This window comes from Paraburkholderia xenovorans (genome assembly GCF_046030735.1).
Taxonomy (GTDB): Bacteria; Pseudomonadota; Gammaproteobacteria; order Burkholderiales; family Burkholderiaceae; genus Paraburkholderia; species Paraburkholderia xenovorans_A.
Genome location: NZ_JAQQBV010000082.1, coordinates 1 through 4002, shown reverse-complemented (window position 1 = coordinate 4002; position 4002 = coordinate 1). Strand labels below are relative to the sequence as shown.

Genomic DNA, 4002 nt, shown 5'->3' with positions numbered 1-4002 from the left:
AATTTCTACGTTCCAAGGCTCTCCTGGTGCCGTAAGCAATGGCACCGTGGTTTCTGGCATCGGATGCAGAGTGCGCAATTGCCCAAAAATCTGTGTGAGTGACATGCGGCGACTACCGTCTCCAGAGCGCCATATCTCGCCCGTTGTGAGATCAGCCGCAGCGTCAGTCACACGTGAGATCCAGTCCGACAGATGTTTAATTTCTCCCTGCGCATCAGGCGCGAAAAAAGCCTCATCAGCCCGAGGCCATATCGCGCACATCGATTGCATGATCGTTTTCAACACTGAAATCCGCCGAGCTGCGATAGTACCAGTGGTGCGGGCACTGTGGGCTTCCTTCAGCGTGCTCATATGAAAAGGACATTTTGATAACCATTCTATTTCATGCAGATAGCTGTGGTATCCATATCTCGCGCACTCCTCGCAATAGCGGACACCTTGGCGAAAAGATTCCCATAGGCCGTACGTGCCACACCCCACGATAGTCACCGATCGGCTAAATACCGATACCGCCGAGGCAAATGTTTCGTTCAGCAGCGACGCGATCCGCTTGATTTCATCATATGTGTACTCCTTTCCATCACTGATCTCTACATTAAAAAAACTACGACATTGCTTGAGCGTAGTGCCGTTCATTTCACAGAATCTCGCGAGGAATGAGACCTGTGACTCATAAGGGCGAAGATTCCCAGGCCACCAGTTGGCTGATGGGCAATCAGTCATTGTCAGGTGGCCGTCGAGATGATTCGCATATGGTCAGAAAAATTGGTTTTTGCAAGCTCGCTCAACCAGCTCTCGTAGCTCATAACCGTGTCCCAGTCTACTCCCGACGCCAGTCGCAACAGTGCAGCTTCGACCGCTCTGGCCAGATGCTGCATCGGATACTCCCGATGCTTACGTAGGGAATCCGGTGAAAGCTCGCCTAAAGCTTTCCAGACTTGTTCCGCGCAGTGCGCGAGCCGGCATCCTGCGGCAAAGTCCCCCGGTGCGAAATACTGCAGAAAGGAAACGTTACTACCGGGTGGCCACTGCGAGTCGACGTCGTATCCATTCAGGACATATTCGACCTCCTCCCGTGCTCGCAATCCATGGAATCTCGCATGTGCGGCCATGAATCGCGCCGCGACGTGGGCGTTGCCCGTGCTTGCCATGTACTCATGCTTGTAGCCCAGTTGATGTGAGCCAACGGAGAACACGCTTAACAAAAAACCTTCGTCATCCAGCTCGTTCTGAAGCCCAACCAACCACTTCCACTCCCGAAACGTCAGGTCCTGAGCTTCGTCTATTAACAAAACAACATAATTCCGGTTCGCATTTTTCGCTATGGCGATGAACCTTTCCTTACACAGGAATATTGCTTCAGCCTTCTTTGGCGGTTTGGAAGGGTTAACGAACGCAAAATGGGAAGCGAGCAGGAGCTGGTGCCAGAAACCCGCTTCGCTGGTCTGGATGTCAGGCCGACGACTCCATACGATCAGAGGCAGCATCGTGCTAAAGCGTTCCTCGAGTACATCACCAAGGTACCAGCGCACGCATTTCGTTTTTCCGAGGCGTGACGCCCCGTAGATGTAGCCCCCCGGCCGCTGCTGGTCGATCCAGTCGCCGATTTGCTCGATCATCTCGTGCATCGGTGGCGTATACACCGCGTACTGCTTGGTAATGATGCAGTGCCGTGGATCAACGTGTTCAGGCAACGAGTACGTCATGGCTTATCTTGCCGATGCGAGCCTGCGCGGAGGCAGGCCATGAGTGGCGGCCCGTTCGGTTTCTCCGCTGGGCGCAGCCGACGGCAAGGGGTTGTCAGTTTCCTTCGTATCGTCCATGCCTTTGCTCCAGCGTTGGGCTTCGCTCGCACTCGCTCGCGTCATTGCTGATTCGAGCATTGATGAGCCGATCGATTGTTCAGCCGCCGCGATTAGTATCCGACGTGCCTCGAGATAGGCTGGATGAACTGGCAGCTTGTTACGGGGCTGTCTCTCGACATAGTCGATGAAAACACCGACGCCATCACAGCCAGCCGGGATCACTAATTGTCCTCGTGAACTTGCTTGGCATATCGCTGCGCGCATCGCTAGACTGTGCGGCGATATGTGCCATGGTGGTGCCGCCCTCAGCACGCCTAGCGACATGCCCTGTAGCGTCGAGGCAAGCGCGATCCTACAGTCATCTTCCTTGTGGCTGATAACCCAAATCTCCGTACCGACAAGATCGTGTCTATTGTGCAAGACCTCGTTGGTGTAGCGTGCATAATGAAATTCAACAAATGGGGCTCTGCCAGTCTTTGCCCCACCGCGCACCACACAGCGCTTGCGTGTGCTGAACAAAGACTCAATGACTGTAGCGTCTGTCCGACGTAAGGGCGCGCCCGACTGCGCGTAAAGATACCGGGCATAAGCGAGAGGCGTCCGGTTGCCGATGCCCCGATGAGGCGTCACGTTGTAATTCGCAATTAGCAGGTCCAGGAGCTCTTCCGCATACTCGTACTGGAAGCGGCTCGACAGCGCAATCTCTTCGGGTGCTCTCCCCCTTCTGTCCTGCGGCTTGGCACCAGTTGTGTTCGACAGGCGCTGGAAGCCTTGTCCCGCAAGATTACGGAAAAACGTCTCTATGAACGGACGGTCATCTTTGCTTCTACGTTTTGAGAATGATGTTTTTGGATCCAGCAAGGTTGAGCCAACAGCATCTCTCAACGCCTCGCGGACTTGCTGGCAGGTCTCGGCCAGGGCGCCATCCACGCTTGTTTCGTCCCAGCACAACCCGGTGAACTCATTTCCAGCGGCAGAAAGAAGCCCTGCTCCCGGCAAATATGAGATTTGGCAGAAGCTGATCGGACGGGTATTCCATCGACTCAGGCCGCGCTTTACCGCGCGCAGAACATCGTCTTTTGAAACCTCCCTTCTCATGCTGAGGTAGTAGCCCACTACCGCGCGCGAGACAACTTCGAGCAAGACAATGACCCAAAGACGATGGACGATTTTCTCTTGAGAACCACCGCCCATCAAAGGCAGCGATACGCAAAATCGACCATCAAGCTTATGCGCATCCATCTCGACCCGCTGCATGAATTTCATTACGGGGCGGTCCGTGCCATCCCCAGTCTTCAGTTTTGCAACTAGCGACGGCCCACCGATCTGTGCTGCTAAAGACGTAGGGGAATTCAGCAAAACGCTATCAGCATATCGGCGGATTGAGAAATAGCCCTGACTCAAAGTATTGAAGGGCCATTCGTTTCTCGCTTCATATCCGAGGCTCCGCAATTGATCAAGAAACCACGAACAATGACGTCGTCTGGACCGTCCGATCTCAATAAGTCGTTTGTCTGACGTGTTCGCACGAATGCGTGAATCGAAGGCTTTACGTAATTCTGGTTCGCCGTCAAGGAGAGCTTGCAGTGCTCCGACCGCGCCTCCGCCAAAGCGGTCCACACGGATTATCGTGCGTCGTTTATAAGGCCGTATTCTCAAGTAAGGAACTAGCGCCCGCCATCCATATGGACGACCGTCGGGGTGGGTTTCGAGACAGCGTTCCCGGATCAGGCGGTAGGCCTGCTTTGCACCTATTGACGTCAGTTGCTTGATGGTTTCATCGTTTGCCCCCGACAGATACAAATCCACCGCTTGTTTTCTCGCAAGATACAGAGCGCGTCGAGGACCTTCAAAGGCTCCCTCGTCTGGAGTGGCCCACTGCGAAGTATCAACACGTTGCCCGCTCACAGTTCGGTGAGAGTCGGTGGAATTGTCTGCAACGGGGCCTTCTGTCATACCAAACCCCCTGTCACCAGATGATCGAAGGCACGCGTCAAATAGCAATGAAAGATAGCGTGCTTTTAGGGAAATGCAAGCGGACGGTGATGGGCGCTCGCTGAAAAAATACAGTTTTATTTGCTCCGTTGGCTGAAAGACCAGTTTTATGCAAAAAAAACGTAACTAATATTGTTCCCGCATGTGCTCTCCGGGGCCAACCGACGGCGAATAGTTGGGAACAGTTTTATGCAAACCAACG

2 protein-coding genes and 1 pseudogene are annotated in these 4002 nt (G+C 54.0%); all 3 read right to left on the bottom strand.

Annotated elements, in window-relative coordinates:
• Positions 1 to 636, bottom strand: a pseudogene (locus PQQ51_RS34055) (hypothetical protein); the annotation flags it as partial.
• Positions 637 to 725: 89 nt separating this feature from the next.
• Positions 726 to 1706 (bottom strand): ATP-binding protein, encoded by a 981-nt coding sequence (locus tag PQQ51_RS34050; protein WP_408501578.1) that lies wholly within the window; start codon positions 1704 to 1706, stop codon positions 726 to 728.
• Positions 1707 to 1709: 3 nt separating this feature from the next.
• The gene (locus PQQ51_RS34045; protein ID WP_408501577.1) at positions 1710 to 3761 is read right to left on the bottom strand and encodes a hypothetical protein; all 2052 of its coding nucleotides are present in this window, start codon (positions 3759 to 3761) and stop codon (positions 1710 to 1712) included.
• Positions 3762 to 4002: the final 241 nt, after the last annotated feature.